The 20,823-nt window shown below is 57.8% G+C and carries 19 protein-coding genes; 18 read left to right on the forward strand and 1 reads right to left on the reverse strand.

Going from position 1 to position 20,823, the window contains the following annotated elements:
- The first annotated feature begins 4 nt into the window (after positions 1-4).
- From E1J53_RS19375 to E1J53_RS19420, 10 genes are all read left to right on the forward strand, one after another.
- Positions 5-1,030, forward strand: coding sequence for an iron ABC transporter permease (locus E1J53_RS19375; protein ID WP_134274106.1), 1,026 nt, complete (start codon positions 5-7; stop codon positions 1,028-1,030).
- Positions 1,027-1,866 carry a heme ABC transporter ATP-binding protein gene (locus E1J53_RS19380; protein WP_134274104.1) on the forward strand — a complete coding sequence of 280 codons (840 nt, stop codon included), beginning with the start codon at positions 1,027-1,029 and terminating at the stop codon, positions 1,864-1,866. The genes E1J53_RS19375 and E1J53_RS19380 overlap by 4 nt, the downstream gene beginning before the upstream one ends.
- On the forward strand, positions 1,817-2,884 hold the full coding sequence (locus tag E1J53_RS19385; protein ID WP_134274102.1) for a hemin-degrading factor: 1,068 nt from the start codon (positions 1,817-1,819) through the stop codon (positions 2,882-2,884). The genes E1J53_RS19380 and E1J53_RS19385 overlap by 50 nt, the downstream gene beginning before the upstream one ends.
- A 7-nt stretch (positions 2,885-2,891) precedes the next feature.
- Positions 2,892-3,227 carry a DUF6686 family protein gene (locus E1J53_RS24725; RefSeq protein WP_368671765.1) on the forward strand — a complete coding sequence of 112 codons (336 nt, stop codon included), beginning with the start codon at positions 2,892-2,894 and terminating at the stop codon, positions 3,225-3,227.
- A 17-nt stretch (positions 3,228-3,244) separates the two neighbouring features.
- The gene (locus E1J53_RS19395; RefSeq protein WP_134274098.1) at positions 3,245-5,251 is read left to right on the forward strand and encodes a TonB-dependent siderophore receptor; all 2,007 of its coding nucleotides are present in this window, start codon (positions 3,245-3,247) and stop codon (positions 5,249-5,251) included.
- Positions 5,252-5,515: 264 nt separating this feature from the next.
- Positions 5,516-6,118, forward strand: a complete 603-nt coding sequence (locus E1J53_RS19400) for a hypothetical protein (protein WP_134274096.1) — start codon at positions 5,516-5,518, stop codon at positions 6,116-6,118.
- Positions 6,118-7,017 carry a flavin reductase family protein gene (locus E1J53_RS19405; RefSeq protein WP_134274094.1) on the forward strand — a complete coding sequence of 300 codons (900 nt, stop codon included), beginning with the start codon at positions 6,118-6,120 and terminating at the stop codon, positions 7,015-7,017. Before E1J53_RS19400 ends, E1J53_RS19405 begins: the two co-directional genes overlap by 1 nt.
- A gap of 143 nt (positions 7,018-7,160) precedes the next feature.
- Positions 7,161-8,672, forward strand: a complete 1,512-nt coding sequence (locus tag E1J53_RS19410; RefSeq protein WP_134274092.1) for an SUMF1/EgtB/PvdO family nonheme iron enzyme — start codon at positions 7,161-7,163, stop codon at positions 8,670-8,672.
- 140 nt (positions 8,673-8,812) lie between these two features.
- Positions 8,813-10,156, forward strand: coding sequence for a UDP-N-acetylmuramoyl-tripeptide--D-alanyl-D-alanine ligase (murF, locus tag E1J53_RS19415; protein ID WP_134274090.1), 1,344 nt, complete (start codon positions 8,813-8,815; stop codon positions 10,154-10,156).
- Positions 10,157-10,432: 276 nt separating this feature from the next.
- Positions 10,433-10,720 (forward strand): hypothetical protein, encoded by a 288-nt coding sequence (locus tag E1J53_RS19420; RefSeq protein ID WP_134274088.1) that lies wholly within the window; start codon positions 10,433-10,435, stop codon positions 10,718-10,720.
- Here the strand turns inward: E1J53_RS19420 and E1J53_RS19425 are convergent.
- Positions 10,705-11,301: a YdeI family protein gene (locus E1J53_RS19425; RefSeq protein ID WP_154640248.1), complete on the reverse strand. Its 597-nt coding sequence runs from the start codon at positions 11,299-11,301 to the stop codon at positions 10,705-10,707. The two genes, E1J53_RS19420 and E1J53_RS19425, sit on opposite strands and share 16 nt — an antisense overlap.
- Before the next feature lie 157 nt (positions 11,302-11,458).
- Between E1J53_RS19425 and E1J53_RS19430 the strand changes: the two genes are divergently transcribed.
- From E1J53_RS19430 to rfbB, 8 genes are all read left to right on the forward strand, one after another.
- Entirely contained in the window at positions 11,459-12,727 is a 1,269-nt protein-coding gene (locus E1J53_RS19430) for a hypothetical protein (protein ID WP_134274086.1), read from the forward strand.
- A gap of 100 nt (positions 12,728-12,827) precedes the next feature.
- A complete protein-coding gene (locus E1J53_RS19435; RefSeq protein WP_173021567.1) occupies positions 12,828-13,379 on the forward strand; it encodes a class I SAM-dependent methyltransferase in 552 nt (183 codons plus the stop codon).
- A 244-nt stretch (positions 13,380-13,623) separates the two neighbouring features.
- Entirely contained in the window at positions 13,624-14,307 is a 684-nt protein-coding gene (locus E1J53_RS19440) for a response regulator transcription factor (RefSeq protein ID WP_134274082.1), read from the forward strand.
- Positions 14,308-14,424: 117 nt separating this feature from the next.
- Positions 14,425-16,518, forward strand: coding sequence for a hypothetical protein (locus tag E1J53_RS19445; RefSeq protein WP_134274080.1), 2,094 nt, complete (start codon positions 14,425-14,427; stop codon positions 16,516-16,518).
- Between the two features lie 50 nt (positions 16,519-16,568).
- Positions 16,569-17,219 (forward strand): transcription termination/antitermination NusG family protein, encoded by a 651-nt coding sequence (locus tag E1J53_RS19450; RefSeq protein ID WP_173021568.1) that lies wholly within the window; start codon positions 16,569-16,571, stop codon positions 17,217-17,219.
- A 103-nt stretch (positions 17,220-17,322) separates the two neighbouring features.
- The gene (locus E1J53_RS19455; protein ID WP_134274076.1) at positions 17,323-18,339 is read left to right on the forward strand and encodes an NAD-dependent epimerase/dehydratase family protein; all 1,017 of its coding nucleotides are present in this window, start codon (positions 17,323-17,325) and stop codon (positions 18,337-18,339) included.
- Positions 18,340-18,379: 40 nt separating this feature from the next.
- Entirely contained in the window at positions 18,380-19,729 is a 1,350-nt protein-coding gene (locus tag E1J53_RS19460) for a glycosyltransferase (RefSeq protein ID WP_134274074.1), read from the forward strand.
- A complete protein-coding gene (gene rfbB / locus E1J53_RS19465) occupies positions 19,726-20,787 on the forward strand; it encodes a dTDP-glucose 4,6-dehydratase (protein ID WP_154640249.1) in 1,062 nt (353 codons plus the stop codon). The genes E1J53_RS19460 and rfbB overlap by 4 nt, the downstream gene beginning before the upstream one ends.
- Positions 20,788-20,823: the final 36 nt, after the last annotated feature.

The following is a 20,823-nucleotide window of genomic DNA, read 5'->3' on the forward strand; positions in this document are numbered from 1 at the left end:
CGCCATGTCGCTTGATCGAAAGTTATTGCTGGGGCTGAGCTTGTTGTTGGTTGCGCTATTGGGGCTGGGCATTTTTGCCGGAGCTTACGATCTGGACGCCGCCAGCTTGTGGAACGCCCTGTTGGGACGCGGGGAACGTCTGGAGCAGTTTCTCGTTTGGGAAGTTCGCATTCCCCGTTTGTTGTTGGCGGCCATCGTCGGTGGAGGACTGGCCATTACCGGAGCGGCTACGCAGGGCCTATTCCGCAATCCCCTGGCCGAACCCACCCTGATCGGCGTGACGAGCGGCGCCATGTTGTTCGCCGTCATCATGCTGGTATTGAGTGCCGTACTACTCCCCGCTATGCCCAAATGGGTGCAGCAGGCGGGCGTGAGCATCGCCGCCTTTGTGGGGGCGCTGTCTACGACCGCCATTGTGTACCGATTAGCGGCAGGCCGTAGCCGACTCAACGTGGCGACCATGCTTCTGGCCGGGATCGCCGTAGCGGCGCTTGCCGGGGCCATCACCGGATTACTGATCTATCAGTCCAGTGACAGCCAACTGCGGGACATTACCTTCTGGACCCTCGGTAGCCTGGGCGGTGCCAACTGGACTCAAGTAGTCGTCGCCCTTCCCGTCGTGGTGATAGGAGGGTACTTCCTCTGCCGGGATGCCCTTGCGTTGAATGCCTTTTTGCTGGGAGAGAAAGAAGCCGAGAAGCTGGGTTTTCGCGTCGACCGCATCAAACGACGGGTGATCATCTGGACGGCCCTGCTGGTGGGCGTCTGCATTTCCCTGACGGGCCTGATCGGGTTTGTCGGTCTCATTATCCCTCATCTGCTACGGCTGTGGTTGGGTACGGATTACCGGCGTTTACTACTGTTTTCTGGCCTTCTGGGCGCCAGTTTTCTGTTGGCGGCGGATACGCTTGCGCGCACGGTGGTCGCTCCCGCGGAACTGCCCATCGGCATCCTCACCGCGCTGGTGGGGGCGCCTTTCTTCTTGTGGTTATTGCTGCGGGAGCGGAGCAAAAATTTCCTTTCCCTATGATGCAGGCACGAAACATCACTTTACGGTTGGGTGGTCGGGACATCCTGAAGGAGGTCTCCTGTCGGGTACGGCCGGGCCGGGTGACGGTCATCATGGGGAAAAATGGGGCCGGAAAAAGTACGCTGCTGAACTGTATGGCCGGTAGTTTGGGCGCGGACGCAGGTGCCGTGTACCTGGACGGGCAAAGTCTTCAGGAACTTTCCCCGGAAGAATTGTCTCGAAGGAGGGCGGTACTAGCCCAATCCTACTCCCTGGGTTTTCCTATTTCGGTAGCCGAGGTGGTCGAAATGGGCTGTTACGGCCGCTACTACAGCTACACCGCCAGGGAACGGAAAAACCTGGTGAGAGAATATCTGCAACTGCTCGATCTGGAGCCTTTTGCCCACCGGGCATTCCCCACTTTGTCCGGTGGGGAGCAGAAAAGGGTCATGCTGGCCAAGTGCTTACTTCAGCTGGATGAAGGTCAGGAAGATGCGCCAAAACATCGATACCTACTGCTGGATGAGCCCACCGCAGCCCTGGATGTCGAGCAACAGTTTCGCTTCGTGGACCTGGCCACTAAGCTGGCCCGCCAACGTGGTCTTGGCGTACTGGCCGTATTACACGACCTCAATATTGCGGCCCGCTTTGCCGACGAAATCCTCTTCCTGAGAGAAGGCCAAACGGTGACCATGGGCCCGACTAAAGAATTGCTAAACAAAAAAACGATCAAAGCCACCTTCGACGTGGATTGCTTAATCCAGGATCACCCGTACTTCGGGGGTCCGCTAATCACCACATTGCCTTATGGAGCATCAATTATCCGATCTACGCCAACGACTGAATCAGTTGCTTGAAACCGAACCCCGCCTACGCGCCCGCGATCAGGCCCCCCGGCTGGGAGTGTCTGAAGCGGAATTGCTCTCTTTGAAAACTGGCGAAGACGTCATTCGCCTGGAAGGAGACTTGAAGGCACTGCTCAAGGACATCAAAACAATGGGCTTCGTCATGGCCCTGACCCGCAACGATAACGTGGTCCACGAACGTAAAGGAGTGTACGACAACATTACTTTCTACGAGGGACCCCACAATATGGGGGTTGCCGTGAACGAAGACATTGACCTGCGGCTATTCATGAACGAATGGGTGTACGCCATGGCCGTCATCATGCGGCGGGAAAAAGGAGGGGACCTGCACGGGTTTCAGTTCTTCAACGCCCGCGGCGAAGCGGTTCACAAAATTTACTCCACCCCCAAAAGTGAGCTCAGTGGCTGGGCGGCCATCGTGGAGGCGTACCGGGGAACGCAGGAACCCATCATGATTTCTGATCGTTCTCGCCCCGAGCGCGACGCTGAGATCCCCGACACCGAGGTAGACGTAGCCACTTTCCAGGAGGAGTGGCGCGACCTGAAAGACACCCATCACTTCTTCGGGATGCTCCGGAAGCACGGGCTCAGCCGCACCCAGGCGTTGCGCCTGGCACCCGAGGGCATGGTGACGCCCGTGGATAAACTATCGGTGGAAAAGGTGCTGGATCGCGCCGCAAAGGAGGAGGTACCCATTATGTGCTTTGTCCACAGCTCCGGATGCATCCAAATTCATACCGGACGGGTGAAAAACCTGAAGTGGATGGGCAAATGGTACAACGTACTGGACCCGGCCTTTAACCTCCATCTGGATACGGAGGCCATTGACTCGGCCTACGTGGTGCGTAAGCCCACCACCGACGGAATCGTAACGAGCCTTGAGTTGTTCGACGTCAATGGGGAGATGATCACTTACTTCTTTGGTGCCCGGAAGCCCGGCAAGCCCGAGCTGAAGGCCTGGACCAGCATCTTGGAGGAACTCGCGGCGGACACCTCGGTACACGCTTAGTTATTTCATGGCCCCAAAACACCAACATGCTCCCCGGGTTCTTCACCATGACCGTCACGGTTATCTGGTCTGCTGCCCCGGTTGCAATTCTTTCCGTCTCGGGTTTGGAACCTTCTATCTAAAGCACTCCCTAGCGGAAATGAAGGCTTTTGCTTCCCTGATCAATCAGTACAATTTCCGACACCTGCAACGCAGGAACCGGACGGCCAGAGATATTCATATCGAGAGTCCCAATGGCTTTTTTGGGCTGTTGCTGTCGGCCTACGAGTTGGAAAAATTGAACACCATACTACAAAAAGGACTGCTGATCGTGGCTGCCCAAGACCCGGTTGCCCAGCAGTAAGTAGAAGAATCGTTCCCATGAGGTACTTCATATTGATCGTTTTACTGCAATTGTCCGTATCCATCTGTGCGCAGGTGGATACCTTTTTGCTCTCCGTGGACCTGGACGACGTGGTGGTGACGGCGCAGTATGCACCCACCGAGGCCCGCAACGCCGTCCATAAGGTAGACGTCATTAGCCAGGAAAGCTGGCGCGAGCAGGGGGTGAACGATCTGTCGGAATTGCTCCAGCGGCAGCTGACGATGAACGTCAATCCCGACCCCATTCTCGGGAACGGCCTGACCATTCAGGGCCTGGGGGGGCAGAACGTGCAGATCATGATCGACGGCGTCCCCGTAGTGGGCCGTCTGGGCGGTGAAATCGACCTCACACAACTCAATCTAGATCGCTTTTCTCGGGTGGAGATCATCACCGGGGCCATGTCCGCCCGCTACGGTAGTGACGCTGCGGGCGGCGTGATTAATCTGATCACCAGTAAGGAGTTGGAGCACAATTGGCGCTTTTCCGCCAACGGGCAGTACGAAACCGTTGGTCTTCACCGGCAACAATTCCGGGTGGGCCGCAAGCTCGGACACTTCCAGTTGGATGGCGGACTGAATTTGTACGACGCCCAGTTCGGACCCGAGGATAGTCTCCGCCAGGGAAGTACCCCCTGGAACCCCAAGGACCAAGTGGGCTACGACCTTAATTTCCGGTACCGACCCACGGATAGCCTGCAGTTGCACTATGGCTACCAAAGGTTCACCGAAGAATTGCGGTTGCTGGGGGAAGTGCGCCGTCCGCAGTTCCGTCCTTACGTGGTGGATCAGCTTTTCACCACCGTACGGGAGGATCATGCTTTGGGTGGTTCCTACTGGGTGTCACCCCGGGTGATTGCGGAATTGACGGCGGGCTGGAACACCTTTGACCGGGACAAGGCTACGGCTCGTCGGGATGTAGAACCGGATACGACCAGCCTCGTTCCCGGTGAGCAGGATACCACAAATTATTCTGGCCAGCTGGTCCGACTAAGTTTTGCCACGGTCACCGATCAACGCCTCAGTGGGCAGATCGGCGTGGAGTACCGGCGAGAAACGGGCTCCGGCGGCCGAATTCTGGACCCTGATACCCAGAACCGCGAGCCAGCGATGAGTAACCTTGCCGCCTGGGTCGGCTTGCGCTACGATCTGAGGGACCACCTCACCCTGGAGGCCACCACCCGATTCGGTCGCAACAACCGCTACGACCATCCGGTCGTTCCGGCCCTGCATCTGCTCTGGCGGCCGAGTGCTGCGTGGCGGTGGCGCGTTGGGTACGCGGCGGGCTTCCGGGCACCGAGCGTACAGGAGTTGTTTTTCAACTTTATCGACGTGAACCACTTTATCGTTGGCAATCAGGCCCTGCTGGCCGAACGCAGCCACAACCTGCAGGCCCACGGGCAGTGGACGAGCCCCCGCATTGCGGGGCTGGATGTGAGTGGTAGCCTTTTTTACAATCGGATCAGGAACCGCATCACCCTGGCGGACGTAGACGACGGCAGGTTCTCCTACGTCAACTTGGAAGAGTACGAAACCCACGGCCTGACCCTGCAACTGGCCTACGAGGTGGACGACCGCTTATTCCTCAACCTGGGAGGAGCCCTCACCAGACTCAGCAATCCCGCCGCCGAGCGGGCGGAATCTGCGGTGCCGCAATTCGTCAACCTAGGGGAAGTCAGGACGGAAATTTCCTACCGCATCCTAAAAACGAATACTACCCTTCGGCTGGATCATCGCTATGTTGGCCGGCGCGACCGCTACCAGATTGGGGCCGACGGTTCGGTTACCCAGGGTTTCGTGGGAGATTTTCACCTGCTGCACCTCACGGCCAATCAGCGATTGTGGGCCAACCGGATTACCCTGACCACCGGAGTGAAAAACCTCCTCAACCGGGACCGGGTGCCCGTAACGGGGGGTAACGGCGGTGGTGCCCACGCCGGTGGCGACGGTGGGCAGCTCATTGACTTCGGCCGTAGTGCCTTCTTGGGTATTCGGCTGGAGCTTTAGGGGCAACTAGCCAACTTTGCTTTTACGAAGGCTCCCGGCACCTGCACCCCGTTGCCCGGAATAAACGTTCCCTTGTTCATTGCCGTAGACGGGGGTATTCGGAGAGTCTGGAACTCATCTTTGAGCCCGCCGACTAGACTTTTGTCTTCCTTCCCAATACCGGCCGGCGGACCTTCGTTTGGAATTTTGCCGCACTTTCGGCTGCTATCTCCTGACTACTGCTTTTCTTTGCGGCTTCCTGAACGTCCCGAAAACCATTTTTTCATGCGCATGCGACTTATTTCGGCCCTTTTTGTGTTGTTCTTCCTTTCGTTTTTAACGCCGGTTTCGGCCCAACCCGGGAATCCGGCCCAGGCGGATACGGTCAGCTTGCGGGGACAGTTTGACGAGATGGTACGGGTTTCGAACCGCTACCAGCGGTTCCGGGTGGTTCGCCAGGATTTCCTCAATGCCTTCATGGCCAACGTGGCGGATACCATCGGTGGATTAACGGAGGAACTAGCGCTTCGCCAGGGAAAGATTGACGAACAGGCTACGGCCATCGGCGGACTGGAGACCGACGTGCAGGAGCGAGACGCCACGATCGAGCAACTCAATAAAGAAAAGGACGGCATCAGTGTTTTTGGCTTGCTGTTGTCCAAGGGAACCTACAACCTTATTATGTGGACACTGGCGATTGGTTTGCTGGCGGCACTGTTGTTTGCGCTGGCCCGGACGCGGGTAGCGGTGTCCACGAGCAAGGATCGCAAGGGACAAATAGAAAAGCTGACCTCCGAACTGGAAACGAGTCGGAAGCAACGCCTGAAGATCGAGCAGGACCTGCGGCGCCAGCTCCAGGATGAAATCAACAAACGGAATCAGGCCTGATGACCGAGAAGACCGATCACAATTCATCCCACCGCTTCTTTTCCGCCGCCCAACTGAGCGGCGCGGAGATGTACGGGATGCTGTCTACCGCGGTAGCCCCGCGGCCGATTGCCTTTGCGAGCACCATCAGTGCTGGGGGCACGGTTAACCTGAGCCCGTACAGTTTTTTTAACGTGGTGGGGTTTAATCCGCCCATGCTGGTATTTTGCCCCCTGCGGCGCGGACGGGACGGGACGCTGAAGGACACGGTGAACAACCTCCGGGAGGTTCCGGAAGTGATCGTCAACGTGGTGGAGCACGCCATCGTGGAGCAGGCATCCCTGGCCAGCACCAACTATCCTCCCGAAGTCGATGAATTCACCAAGGCCGGATTAACGCCGGTTCCCGTAGCGGGCTTCCGCCCACCCCGGGTGGCCGAGAGTGCCGTTTCTTTTGCCTGCCGGGTGCACGACATCATTGAAACCGGCACGGAGGGGGGCGGTGGCAGCCTGGTGATCGCCCGGGTGGAGGGTGTTTTCGTTCGTCCGGAGCTGCTGGACGCAGACGGCAAACTTGACCCGGATGCGCTGGATTTGGTGGGACGCATGGGGGGGAATTACTACGTGCGAGCGTCCGGAGCAGCATTTTTTGAAATTCCCAAGCCGCTGCGCCACCTGGGCATCGGCATTGATGCCTTGCCCCAAGGGGTACGGGAATCCGATCAACTTACGGGCAACCAACTGGCCCGACTTGGCAACCAGGAGAAGCTTCCTACGGCAGAAGAAACGCAGGCCATTGTGGCCTCCCTGGGAATCCGCTCGACCGCGGAGCAGATCAACAAGATTGCCGAATTGTTGGAGGCGGGAAGGGACCGCGAGGCCCTGGCCCTGGCCTTTCACCAGGCGAGGAAAAAAGCTTGAAATTTTAAGAATTATCACACAATAGGTCGGGGGAGAAACGGGTTTAACTCTCCGTGGACGCAGTCATCCCTCGTCTAGTGGTTATCTAGACCGTATATTTGCGGCCTCAAATTTTTGGAAACAACTCGGTTTACCTCAGATTTATGAAATACTGGCTTAACGCGCTGCCGATTCTTTGCCTAGCGGCCCTGCTTACCTCCTGCGGTAAGAATGAACGCTCCAGCACTACTAATTGGAAGTACAATGACGCTGATTGGGGCGGCTTTGAAAAGAAAGTGGACTATGCGGGTCAGGAGACCCCACCCAACATGGTGCTGATTCCCGGCGGTAGCTTCGTGATGGGATTCACCGAAGAAGATGTACCCTACGACTGGGATAACATCCCTCGTCGGGTTACGGTGTCCTCCTTCTACATGGACCAAACCGAAATGAGTAACCAGGACTACCTGGACTACCTGAGCTGGACCAAGCTGGCCTACGGCACGTCTTACCCCGAAGTGGTCGTGGCCGCACTGCCCGATACGCTGGTATGGCGTGACGAGCTGTCCTTTAACGAGCCCTTCGTGCAGAACTACCTGCGCCACCCCTCTTACCGCGATCATCCGGTGGTGGGTGTTTCCTGGCGTCAGGCGCGTGAGTACGCTCGCTGGCGGACCGACCGGGTAAACGAGGCCATCCTGATCGATAAGGGTATCCTTAACCCCAATCCCGCTCCTCAGGACGATGACGTATTCGTTACCGATTCTTACCTGGCCGCTCAGTACCAGGGCGATGTGCGCAAGGGACTCAAGGATCTGCGTACCGGAGGTGAGCGTCCCGTGAAACTGGAAGACGGTATCCTGCAGCCCGAATTCCGTCTGCCGACGGAAGCGGAATGGGAATACGCCGCGCTGGCGCTTCCCGGCCTCCAGGCCAACGAAAAAGACGAGAACTACACCGACCGCCGTATCTATCCCTGGAGTGGAACCAGCGTACGCTACCAGCGTCACGACCGGAACCAGGGTAAGATGTACGCCAACTACAAGCGCCGCGGTGGTGACTACATGGGTATTGCCGGTAAGCCGAACGACGGAGCTTCCGTGACGACCCACGTTTTTGACAACTACCCCAACGATTTCGGTCTGTACAACATGGCCGGTAACGTTAACGAATGGGTGCTGGACCTCTACCGTCCGCTGACCACGCAAACCCTGAACGACTTCGAAAACCACGAACTCAACTCCTTCCGGGGTAACGACTTCCGCGACATCGCTCGTGACGAAGACGGTGTGGCGCTGCCGAAAGACAGTCTCGGCCGCCTTCAGTACGAGTACGTGAAGGACGAGGATGCCGCTCAGCGCGATAACTACAAGCGTGGCCGCGTCTACAACTACCTGGACGGTGACGAGCAGAGTGAAGCTGCCTACGCAACCAACGAACACACCCTCATCAGTGACAAAGCCCGCGTGTACAAGGGTGGTAGCTGGGCCGACCGTGCCTACTGGCTCAGCCCCGGTACCCGTCGCTTCATGGACGAAGACAAAGCCAGCCGTACGGTAGGTTTCCGCTGCGCCATGATCCGCGTTGGTGGCGAGCTGGAAGCAGGCCGTGGTGGCCGCGGAATGGAGAACCGTTTTGGTGCCTCCCCCAAGAAGCGTCGCCGCACGCGCCGCTAAATTTTAGCGCGTGTTGAAAAGTCCCCGTCGGAATTTCCGGCGGGGACTTTTTTTGTTTCCTACATTTACAGCCTTGGTCAACTATCAAAGAGGATAGCCAGCCGGAAGCGTACCATTAGCTATTAGGATCAATTCAGGATATGGAACCTGCCTTTGCTACCGAAGAAGTGCTTTACGACGCCTATCTGGCCAACCCCAGGGTGTGCATTGATAGCCGTAAAATTCAGGCTGGTGATCTTTTCGTGGCCCTGGTGGGCTCCCGGGTGGACGGGAATCAGTTTGCCCGGACGGCACTTGAGGCGGGAGCAGCGAAGGTGATTGTTGACGATCCCGGGGTGGTGATTCCCGGCGACGACCGCTTCCTTTACGTCGACGACAGCCTCAACGCCCTGCAGACCATCGCCCGCCGTCATCGGATTAATCACCGCATGCCGGTGCTGGCGATCACGGGGAGTAACGGTAAAACCACCACCAAGGAACTTATCCGTGACGTAATGTCCCGCCAGTACCGGGTGCACGCTACCCCGGGGAACTACAATAATCACCTCGGGCTTCCGCTCACGATCCTCTCCGCGCCGGCGGATACGGAAATGATGATCCTGGAAATGGGCGCCAACGCCCAGCGGGAAATCGCTGCGCTGTGCAGCATCGGGCTGCCCACCCACGGCCTGGTCACGAACGTCGGAGACGCCCACCTGGAGGGCTTCGGTGGCCGTGAAGGCGTCATCAAAGGGAAGGGGGAACTGTACGACTACCTGGCGGACAACAAGGGCGTTGCCTTCGTCAACGCCGATGAGGAACACCTGGCCAACATGGCCCGGAACGTGGGGAGAATCATTCCCTATCAGGTCAGTGAGGCGCCTTCCCCAACGGTGGCGGCCATGGAAATCAAAGTCTTTGCCCTGCAGCCACAGCTGGAGGTCGGTTTTTTGGACGAATACGGCACCCTGATCCGTTGCCGGGTAGCCCTGAACGGGCGCCACAATTTGCAGAACGTGAAGGCCGCCATCGGGGTCGGTAAGTACTTCAAGGTGCCGGGTATCGAAATTGCGGCGGCGCTGTCTGCCTACCGATCCCAAAATCAGCGCAGCCAGGAATTGGAACACCGGGGCGTATCCTTTTACTGGGACGCCTACAATGCCAACCCCACGAGTATGGAGGCTTCCCTGACGGCCTTCGGGGCATCACATTCCCCCACCGAAGCGGTCATTGTACTCGGAGAGATGCTCGAACTGGGGGAGGTTGCCCCCGCCGCTCACCGCCGGATAGTCCTGCGGGCCGGACAACTGGCGGAGCAAGTAATACTCGTCGGAGCGGAAATGAAGGCCGCCGCCCGGGAATTCAATCGGCCGTGGTTTGAAGACTCCGGTCAGTTGTCGGCCTGGTTCTGGGAGCAGGATTGGTCTGGCAAAACCGTTTTCGTCAAGGGCAGCCGGGGGAATAAACTGGAGCGACTGCTGGCCGGATCATCGGATATAGGGTGATAAAAATCTACCGCCAAGATCAGGGTTAACCCGTGGTCGGAAGTCTGTTTCGCGAAGGCGTAGCCGAGTGAAATGGCATCCGAACACTATCTGATGCAATAGATCAACTGCCAAATTTTTATCATCGTACACCCCATGCTTAAATTGATCGGTGGGGTAAACCCGAGGTAGCCGTGCTTGTCCCGACGGGAAGGCCGCTCCGGGCCGGATGAAATGTAGGGCGGATAGCCTATCTTCGCCCTACCGATCGGTCTTTAAACACTTAAGCGCCCCAACTTGCAACGAACATTCTTTGAGTCATCCCTGAAGGACCCTGCCCCTCCCGAAAATTTTTCCATTTGCCTGGCTGCCCTGTGGTGGATCAGGAATAATCACTGGGAGAAGGCACATGATTTGGTCGACGGAGCGCCAGGAGCAGACGCCGCCTGGGTGCATGCCCTGCTACACCGAATCGAAGGGGATCAGTGGAACGCGAATTACTGGTACGCCAGATCCGGTAGGGAGGTGCCTTCCGGCACCATTCAACAGGAGATTGACCAGCAAATTGCCTACTTTCTGAACTGATTGGCCCGTTCGTTCTTTGCGGCTTTACTGGCCGTTTCGAGGATTCTTTTTTCTCTGGTTGCCGGGCGTTTGGCGTTGAAGATCCACTCCAGGATACCCCGTTTGACCGACCGGGGGAAGGCCTCCCAGTTTTTTCGCCCCTCGGGAGTGAAGGCCCGGGCAAGGTCTTCGGGAACCACCAGGTTTTCCACGTCGTTAAGGGCGTCCCAGCTGCCGTTCTCCTTGGCGATCCGTACCAGGGCTTCTCCGGCGGGGGCCATTCTTCCGGCGGCGCGCAGCGCCGCAACCCGTTTCTTGTTGACCCGACTCCAGTTGCTTTTTGGGTTGCGGCGGGCAAAAAAGAGGTAGTAACTGTCGTCGTCCCGTTTGTTCGGTTTGGAATCTACCCAGCCGAAGCAGAGCGCTTCGTCGCGTGCCTCCTCGTAGGTGATGGAAGCGACCCCGGTATCTTTCTTGAACAGTACCAGCCAGGTGTTGGTCAACTGATCTCCGTACGTAGCCAGGTAGCTACGCCAGGCTTCCAGGTCAGGAGCGTAAAATACGGGGAAACCATCTTCACGGGTGGACTCAATGGTGGGCATCTATCTTCGGAGCGTTGGTGGAGTTTTTGAAAAAGGTAGCGCGGCAGCAGTATTTTTTACCATGCCGCCGCGAGGCCTTGAGGTGCCTGGAAGTTGTACCTTGGAAGGCCAAGGTTCTTCCACTTAAAGATAGGGCGCCGATAAAAACATTATGGTTATGGGGATTCGGTTTATTGCAACCTGGCTGCTGGGCCTACTACTCTTATCTCCGGTATCCGCCCAGTGGGAGGAGGGCGCTGTTTACCGGGAATACATTTGGGTCACTCCGGAGGAGAACGAGTCATTCTTACGCGTGGGCGGACGGATGGGGTACCAGGCTAACCACGGCACCTTTCCGGCCAGCCTGCAGGACGGTAATGATTTGCTCCTGCCGGTTCCGGATTTGTGGGGGGCAATTCGGGCGGAGGTTGTCCTGGAAAAGGTCATGAGCCACGAAGACAGCCGGGATTTGAAATTGGTGGTGAACGGCCATCCTCCGATCAGCGTACCCGAGCCGGCCGCCATTCCTGAGCCCCAGACGGAATACATGTACCATACGGACATCATGGTTCCTCTGCCACTGGAGTTCCTAGATGGTGAAGATTCCATCCGGTTCCAGCTGTCTTTGGATACGGTCCAACGTTGGGGATGGCCACAAAATCTTTTTTACGCCATCACCTTCAGGATCTATTACGAAGAGGAAACACCCGCCGTGAGCATCGTGGCTGGTGAAAAGATTTCCTCCCGAAGTTTTGTGGGCCTTTCGGACGTTCCCCCGGAGGCGCAACAAGTAGACTACATTTTCATTGGGCGTGACGTGGATTGGAGCGGTCGCGGGGAACAAATGCGAAAACACTGGCAAACTCACCGGGGGCTACCGCATCGCATTATTGGCAGCAGCAGGGACGCTGCGCATAACTTTTTGACGGAGTGGAACACCGAGTGGCTACCGGATCAGCCGGAACCTTTCGCCATTCAGGCCCGGTGGTTGGGCGAGGATGGCAAATACCGTGTAGTGGCCCCAAAGGAAGGGCTCACCCTGGCCCCCAGACCTTATTCGGTGAAGTTGTACGCACCGGAGGCTGCTCCCCGGAATTGGGTGACCCGCAGCGGCTCGTTTTCGCAAGATATTCTGGTGCCCGATGAGATCAGTGGGGGGGAGGCTTACCGTTTGCACTGGGTGAGTTGGTCACCCTGTTACGGAAACGGACTCTTCCTGAACGACCACCTGCTCTGGACGAGGACGGAAGCATGCTACGTATATGTCTGCCACGATCCTGAGTTTTCTGGCTTGGCCAACAAGTTTCTGCAGCGTGGGAAAAATACTTTCCGCACGGCCCTCACGCCGCTTTATGGTGGTCAGATGGTGCACGGGATGGAAGTTCAGTGGCCGGGGATTCAGCTGAAGGTGCGTTACGGTAAGGGGGCGGCGGCTAACGAGCACTAAGTAGCCCCAAAGCCCGTTTTGCCGCCCAGCGGATCAAAATAACATGGTCAAAGAATCTATTTATTTACCTACCTTGGCAGTCCCCCACTTGCTAAACTACATGAATAACTTGTCTTTTTTGCGGGAAGCCCTGCGTAGTTTTCGGTCGACCGGTGCCATTGCCCGCTCGAGTCCGGCACTGGTACAGAAGCTGGTGGAGCCCCTGCCCCAAAACCGTCCGTTGAACATCGTGGAACTGGGGCCGGGCGACGGATGCGTTACGCGGGCAATCCTGGAAAAGGTGCACCCGCAAAGTAGGGTGACCGCCTTCGAAATCAATGAGGCCTTCGTAGCGCGACTGGCCAGCATTGAAGACGATCGGCTGCGGGTACTCGGGATTGGGGCGGACCAATTAACCCACCACTTCGCCCCGGCAAGCGTCGATTACGTCGTCTCCAGCCTGCCGCTGTCGATGATCGATAAGGCGACGAAGGCGGCCATTCTCCAGCAGGCCCAGACCGTCCTGCGCCCCAACGGTCGTTTCCTGCAGTTTCAGTACGCCCTGCAGGACTACGGCTTGCTCAAAGACTATTTCCACCGCGTTTCGGTGAGCTTCACGCTGGCCAATCTGCCGCCCGCCTTTATCTACAGCTGTTCTTTGGGGATGGTATAGCACGGCCGCAGGAATGGGCCTGGCACCTGCACTTGTTGCCCAAATTCTTATGCTCCCGGGCCGACGATCGCCCCGTTCTTCCTTACGAGCTCTCACCGCGTAATCAGGCCGTGGTCCTTATCTCCGACAAATTTGACCAAAAAGCCGCCGAAAAGGTGGTAAATACACAACAACGTCACAATTTGGAGCTTTCAAGAACCAAGTGTTGGCTTCAAACGTAGCCCATTAAATAACCCTGCTTGTTATGTTGCGTATTCTGTTGGTGGAGGATGAGGAAAACATCCGCGATACCGTAAAGCTGAACCTGGAAATGGAAGATTTTGAGGTGGTGACGGCCGAAGATGGTCGTCAGGCACTCAAGCACAGCCAGGAACAGCATTTTGACGTGATGATCGTCGACGTGATGCTGCCCGAGGTGAATGGATTCCAGGTAGTGGAGCAAATTCGCCTGACGGACCGGGAAACGCCCATCATCTTTCTGACGGCAAAGGATCAGGCCCAGGACCGCATTCAGGGCCTCAAGAAGGGCGCCGACGATTACCTCACCAAGCCCTTCGTTTTCGAAGAGTTACTGTTGCGGGTGCGTCGGTTAATTGAACGCACCAGCAAAAATCCGGAGGTACAGCCGGACCTGGTTTCCTTCGGAAATAACAAGGTCAACTTTGCCACCTACGAAGCTACGGGCAACCAGGGGATCTTTACCCTGACCAAAAAGGAAGCCATGTTGCTGAAGCTGCTCATCGACCGTAAGGGAGAAGTGGTGAGCCGACAGCAGATCCTACAGTCCGTTTGGGGATACGATGTGTACCCCAGTACCCGGACCATTGATAACTTCATTCTGTCCTTCCGGAAGTATTTCGAAGCAGACCCCAAGCACCCCAAACATTTCCTGAGCGTCAGGGGGGTGGGGTATAAGTTTGTAGACTAAGGCTGGCTCCACACCCTTGGTGAGGGACACGAAGAACCCGGTTAAAGTGGTATTACCGCCACACAAGCTTTCGCCCTCCCCCGGCGTTACCTACCTTAGCGCTCCATTTTAGCCCCAATGCAAAACCTCTCCTTCGAATACCCCGTCTGGTTCCTGATCTTTTGTGTAGCTGCCGGCCTGGCGGTTGCCCTGTTACTTTACTTCCGGGACAAGAGTTTTGAGGAGCAACCCACCTGGTTGCGCTGGTTGATGGGTGGGCTGCGTTGGCTGGGGTACAGCATCCTGGCGACGCTCTTACTGGCCCCCCTGCTGCGGTATCTGCAAACCGACCAGGAGGAACCCATCATCGTGCTGGCCCAGGACGTCAGTGAATCCGTCGGGATGGAAACGGATACGGCCGCCTACGCCCAGCGTTGGCGGGAGCTTTCCGCCTCCCTGGCGGAGCAGTACCAGGTCGTTAATTACACCTTCGGCGCCGAGGTGAGAACCGATGGCCCGATCAGCTTTGGCGACAAGCGCACCAACCTGGACGCCGTACTGACGGAAATCAGCGACGTCTACGGCAGCCAGAACCTCGGGGCCGTCGTGCTGGCCACGGACGGCATCTACAACGAAGGAACCAACCCGGCCTACCGTAACCTGCAGCTGAAGGCTCCGGTGTATACCGTCGGGCTGGGGGATACCACCCGCCGAAGAGATTTGATCGTCCGTAAGGTTTTTCACAACCGGATTGCCTACCTCGACGATCGTTTCTCGATTCAGGTGGACGTGGCGGCCCGCAACGCCGCCGGAGCGAACACTCAGCTCACGGTGAGTCGGGTGGGGGATAACGGCACCACCAGTCTGCATACGGAAGCTATTGCTATCGACAACAACGATTTTTTCACCACCCGGGAGGTAATTCTGGATGCGGATCAGGCCGGGGTGCAACGCTACCGGATTTCCCTGCGGGGCATCGGAGACGAACTCAGTGCGGCCAATAACCGCCGGGATATCTTCGTCGACGTGCTGGACGCCCGGCAGAAAATCTTACTCCTCGGAGCGGCCCCTCACCCCGACATTACCGCCATGCGCCAGGCCTTCGCGGCGGGAAAAAATAACGAAGTTGATATCGCCTACGCCAACAAGCTACAGGCCCGGCTACCGGACTACGACCTGGTGGTGTTGCACAACCTCCCCGCCCGGACCGACCTGATTCAGGACGTGCTTGCCCAGCTGGAGCGGGCGAAGGTGCCCACGCTCTTCATTATGGGGGAGGATGCACCGGCCGCCGCCGTCAATCGCGCCCAGGACTTGCTCTCGCTGAACGGAGGAGCCGGTGCCCGGGGCAACGATGTGGGGGCACGCCCGATGGCCAACTTCAGTCTCTTTACCCTCAGCGACGATTTGCGCCAGGCACTGCCCAAGTATCCACCGCTGACGGCCGCCTTCGGCGAGTTCGCGGCCGGACCCGGTAGTAGCGTGGTGCTGCGCCAGCGCATTGGCCGGGTGGAGACGGATTACCCTTTGCTGGTGGTGGGGGAGAGCCGTGGCGTACGGACCGGGGTGCTGGCCGGAACCGGACTGTGGCAGTGGCGACTGTTCGACTTTCTCGAATACGGAAACCACGACCGCTTTGACGAACTGATCACCCAGCTAGGGCAGTACCTGACGGTCCAGGAAGATAAACGGCGCTTTCGGGTGAGCCTGCCGGAAAATATTTTCGACGAGAATGAGCCCGTTTCGCTTGACGCAGAGCTGTACAACAGCAATTACGAGCTGATCAACGAGCCCGAGGCTACCGTCGTCATTACCGGGCCGGAGAACCGGGAGTACGTGTATGCCTTCACCCGGACCACCAACGCTTACACCCTCAACGCGGGCACCCTGCCCGTGGGGAATTATCGTTTCCGGGCCCGGACCAATACCGGCACGGAAGAACTCACCTACGATGGTCGCTTCAGCGTACAGGCCGTGGAAGTAGAGCGCTACGCGCTGGAAGCGGACCACGGATTGCTGCGGCAACTCAGTGACCGCTTTGGGGGAAGACTGCTCTTCCCCGATGACCTTGCCGGGCTGCCGGAGCAGCTGGCCGCATCCGGAACCGTGAAGCCCGTGCTTTACGAAACGGTCAATACCCGCTCGGTCATCCACCTGAAATGGATCTTCTTCCTCCTTTTGGGACTCTTTAGTGCGGAATGGATGCTCCGCCGCTATTTCGGTGGCTATTAAGGTGGCCTTTTTCTATCTTTGCCTCTCCATTCCAACCCGTTTTATTCCCTATGACCATCAACCGATCCGGTGGATTTCGGCTTAAGTCCAGCCCCATTTCGGGCACGGTTGACGATATGCACCTTCAGGACCGACGATGGTTTGCCGTGCGGACTTCCGCGCGCCACGAAAAGCGGGCGGCGGCGGCGCTGGCGAAACGGGAAATTACGACTTACCTCCCCCTGCGCGAGCGGGTTTGCCATTATCCCGGAAAGACGGTGAACCGACAGCTGCCCCTGTTGCCGGGTTACGTTTTCGTCTGGATTAAGAAGGCGGAAGAGTCCACGGTTTTTCATTGCCCCTACGTGGCCGGCTTCGTCCGGCTGGGCCGCGAACGGCGCTGCGTGGCGGAGGGGGAAATCGAGCTGCTGCGTCGCATCAGTACGGATCGCAGCATGGCGTGGGAGGCCGTAGAAAACCTGTATCAAATGCCGGTGGGCACCCCCGTGGAAATCATCAGAGGGCCACTGGCCGGATTTCGGGGGCATTACCTGCGGCAAAAAAATAAAAACTCCTTCGTGATCACCTTTGCCGGGCTTAACGCCCGGCTGGCCACCTGCGAGGTTGACCCCCATTATCTGGCGGCCCTGGACGGGACGCCACTCGGGGAGACCCAGGGGCTGGACAACGAAGGCCCGGAGGACCGAAAAACACTTTGGTAGAAGTGTGGATCGTAAAGGCTGAACGACTGACCGCCACGGGCGGTTGGGGCCAAGTGTCTTCGACGCATGGACGGCCTTGCCGTACCAAAAGCTATCCTAAATAATGATTTTACTTACCGGCGCAGCGGGATTCATCGGATACCACCTGGCCCTGGCTCTCGTAGCGGAAGGCCATCGGGTAGTTGGCGTGGATAACCTGAACGATTACTATGATCCCGAACTCAAGTGGGCCCGGCTGACTGCCGCCGGCTTTGATCGCGACGCTCTTGCCACCGCAGGAAAAGCCGAAAGCCGTCTGCACCCCGGATTGTTCTTTCAAAAGCTTGCCCTGGAGGACGGCGCAGCGATGGATGCGCTGTTTGCCGAACACCAGTTCTCGGTCGTTTGTAACCTGGCGGCCCAGGCTGGCGTCCGCTACAGCCTCTCCAACCCACAGGCCTACGTGGCCAGTAACGTTACGGGCTTCGTCAACGTGCTGGAAAATTCGCGGAAACACGGCGTGAAGCACCTTGTGTATGCCAGCAGCAGTAGCGTGTACGGGCTCAACGACAAGGTGCCCTTCGCGGAGACCGATGCCGTGGAACAACCCGCCAGTCTTTATGCGGCCACCAAGCGCAGTAACGAATTGCTGGCGCACGTTTACGCCCACCTTTACGGTCTGCCCACTACGGGGCTGCGGTTCTTCACCGTATATGGCCCCTGGGGACGACCCGATATGGCCTACTACCTGTTCAGCGACGCGATTTTGAACGACCGTCCGATCAAAATTTTTAACCACGGTCGGATGTCCCGCGACTTCACCTACGTTGACGACATCGTGGAGGGACTACGGCGCATCATTCTGCAGGAACGGCCGGCCCAGGAAGGCGTGCCGGCGCGGATTTACAACATCGGTGCCGGACGGCCGAGCAGCCTGCTGGATTTTGTGGAAACCCTGGAGCGCCACCTCGGCAAAGTGGCCGAGAAGGAATACCTGGGGATGCAGGCCGGTGACGTTGAGAAAACCTTCGCCGACACCACCGCACTGGAACGGGATTACGGCTACCGGGCCGACACCAGCCTGGACGAGGGAATCGCCGCATTCGTAAAGTGGTACCGGGAGTATAACCATCTTCCTTAGGGCGTCGCCGCGCAGGTGCCTTGCCCTCCCCGCAGAAGCAATGAAATTGGCTTCCACGAACAATACAAATCGCCGTCGGGTACTCATCATTTCCTACTACTGGGTACCCAGTGGGGGAATTACCGTGCAGCGCATCCTGAAGTTCACCAAGTACCTGCGGGATTACGGCTGGGAACCCGTGATGTTCACGGCCAAAGGAGCCCATTACCCGAGCATTGACCACAGCAACGAGAAGGACGTTCCGGAAGGCCTGGAGGTCATCCGGCAACCCATTTGGGAGCCCTACACGATCTACAAGAAATTCATGGGGAAACCCGCCGACGAAAACGTGAACAACGTCTTTATCGTCGACGAAAAGAAGAGCGACTGGCGGCACGAGCTGGCCGTTTGGGTGCGCAGCAATTTCTTCATCCCCGACGCAAGAGCGGGCTGGATCAGTGGCTCGGTGAAGTTCTTGGTGGACTACCTGAAAGATCATCCGGTAGACGCCATTTTCAGCAGTGGCCCGCCGCACACCAATAACCGAATCGCCACCCTGGTGAGTCAGAAAACCGGAATTCCCTGGTTGGCGAGTTTTCAGGACCCCTGGACACAGGTGGATTACTTCAAAACCCTCCCCCTCACCAGTTGGGGTCGGCGGAGGCACGAGCGATACGAGCAAGCGGTGTTCAAACAGGCGCGTAAAATTGTGATTGTGAGCCCCAGTTGGGCGAAGGATCTGGAGGCCATCGGGGCCGCGGAAGTTGGCGTCCTGACCAACGGCTTTGATCCGGAAGATTTCGACGGTGTCTCCCGTCAGTTGGACGATTCCTTCACCATTACCCACGTGGGCGTCATGGGGCAGGACCGACACCCCCAAAATCTGTTCGCGGCGCTGTCGCTGCTGAAGGAAAGGATTCCGGGCTTCGCCGAACACTGCCGCCTGCAACTGTACGGCCAGGTGAGTTACCGGATCCGGGAAAGTATCGAGGCGCACGGACTGCAGGATCAGTTGGTAGACGGAGGGAACGTTCCGCGGGCCGAAGCCCTGCGGTTAGTGATGAACAGTCAGGTACTGCTCCTGCTCCTCAACCAGCAGGACAACGCGAAGGGGCGCATCCCGGGCAAATTGTTTGAGTACCTGGCCGCCGAGCGGCCAATTCTCTGCTTCGGGGAAACGGACAGTGACGTTGCGGGTATCATACGGGAGACGGCCAGTGGTGAAACCCTGTCCTACGGTGCAACGGCCGAGGAGGTAGCTAACTCACTACGCCTTGCTTACGACCGCTTCGTGGCGGGGGAAGACTTCAGGCCAAATTTGAGTGCCGTCAACGCCTTCGCTTATCCCCGCCTCACCGAAAAACTGGCGGGGCTCTTGGATAGCATAACGGAAAAAGAAACCAGCCAATGAGTGCGATTGAAAAGACAATTTTGGTAACCGGAGGAGCCGGTTTCATCGGCTCGCACCTTTTGCGGCACCTGGTGCGCACCTACCCGCACTACAAGCTGATCAACCTGGACCTCCTGACCTACGCCGGGAACCTGGAAAACGTCCGGGACATTGAGGATGCGCCTAACTACAGTTTCCTCCGGGCCGACATTACCGATCTGGATGCCATGCGCTCCATCTTTGCGGTTTATCCCGTCGATACCGTCATTCACCTGGCGGCGGAGAGCCACGTAGACCGCAGCATTGATGACCCCCTGATTTTCGTGAAGACGAACCTCCTCGGGACGGCCACCCTGCTGCAGGCGGCGAAGGAAGCCTGGGATGGTAACATGGACGGTAAGCTGTTTTACCACGTCTCCACCGATGAGGTCTACGGCTCCCTGGGGGAGGACGGGCTCTTTACCGAAACCAGTCCCTATGACCCACGAAGCCCCTATTCGGCCTCCAAGGCGGGCAGCGACCAACTGGTGCGGGCCTGGGGCCATACTTACGGGCTGCCGGTGGTGCTGTCCAACTGCTCCAACAACTACGGACCGAATCAATTTCCCGAGAAGCTGATCCCCCTGTTCATCAACAACATCCGCCACCGCAAGGCGCTGCCGGTATACGGTAAAGGGGAAAACGTACGGGACTGGCTCTACGTAGAAGACCACGCCCGGGCCATTGACGTCATCCTGCACGAGGGGCAACTGGGGGAAACCTACAATATTGGCGGGCACAATGAATGGAAGAACATCGATCTGGTCCGCCTGATGTGTCGACTCGTGGATGAGAAACTTGGTCGGGCGGAGGGTTCCGCCGAAGCGCTGATCACCTACGTTACGGACCGGGCCGGACACGATATGCGGTACGCCATTGACGCCAGTAAGATTGAACGGGAGCTGGGCTGGAGGCCCAGCTTGCAGTTCGAGGAAGGCCTTAGCCGCACCATCGACTGGTACCTGGAAAATGAAACCTGGTTGGATCACGTAACGAGCGGGGCCTACCAGGAGTATTACGATAAAATGTACGGTCAGTAGTGTTGATGGAGGGGCAACCAATACCTGCGGCTGGTC

This window comes from Lewinella sp. W8, assembly GCF_004375085.3.
Taxonomy (GTDB): domain Bacteria; phylum Bacteroidota; class Bacteroidia; order Chitinophagales; family Saprospiraceae; genus Neolewinella.